The 352-nt window shown below is 37.5% G+C and carries 1 pseudogene; it reads left to right on the top strand.

Features of this window, described 5'->3' with window-relative positions:
• Window positions 1–352: pseudogene (locus SB717_RS34265) on the top strand (peptidase M23); the annotation flags it as partial.

The raw sequence follows: 352 nt of genomic DNA, 5'->3' as shown, positions 1-352 counted from the left end.
GAAAAATTTCTCTTTTGCTTTCTATTTGTTTTCTTCTCCACCAAAACATCGCTTACGGTGAAGATAATCAGCAAAGCATATACGAAAAGCGCATGGCACTATATAAAGAAACCGAGCAGTCTTCAGGCATTCCATGGTATTACTTAGCTGCAATGGATCAATATGAAAGAAATATACGGGGCGTAAGAAAAGATATTCCAAAAAAACCAGATGCCATCATTTCCCTTTATTTCAAACCAGAAATATGGGCTGGACCTGTTAATAGTAACGATACTCTCCCCCATACAATTTCTCTATTTGGCGGAATAGGTTTAGATGGTGACAAAGATGGATTTGCAAATGCAAATAGCGA

This window comes from Priestia sp. SIMBA_032 (genome assembly GCF_046535215.1).
GTDB classification, from domain to species: domain Bacteria; phylum Bacillota; class Bacilli; order Bacillales; family Bacillaceae_H; genus Priestia; species Priestia aryabhattai.
Note: the sequence above shows the minus strand (reverse complement) of the source record. Positions and strands in the feature narration are given on the sequence as shown.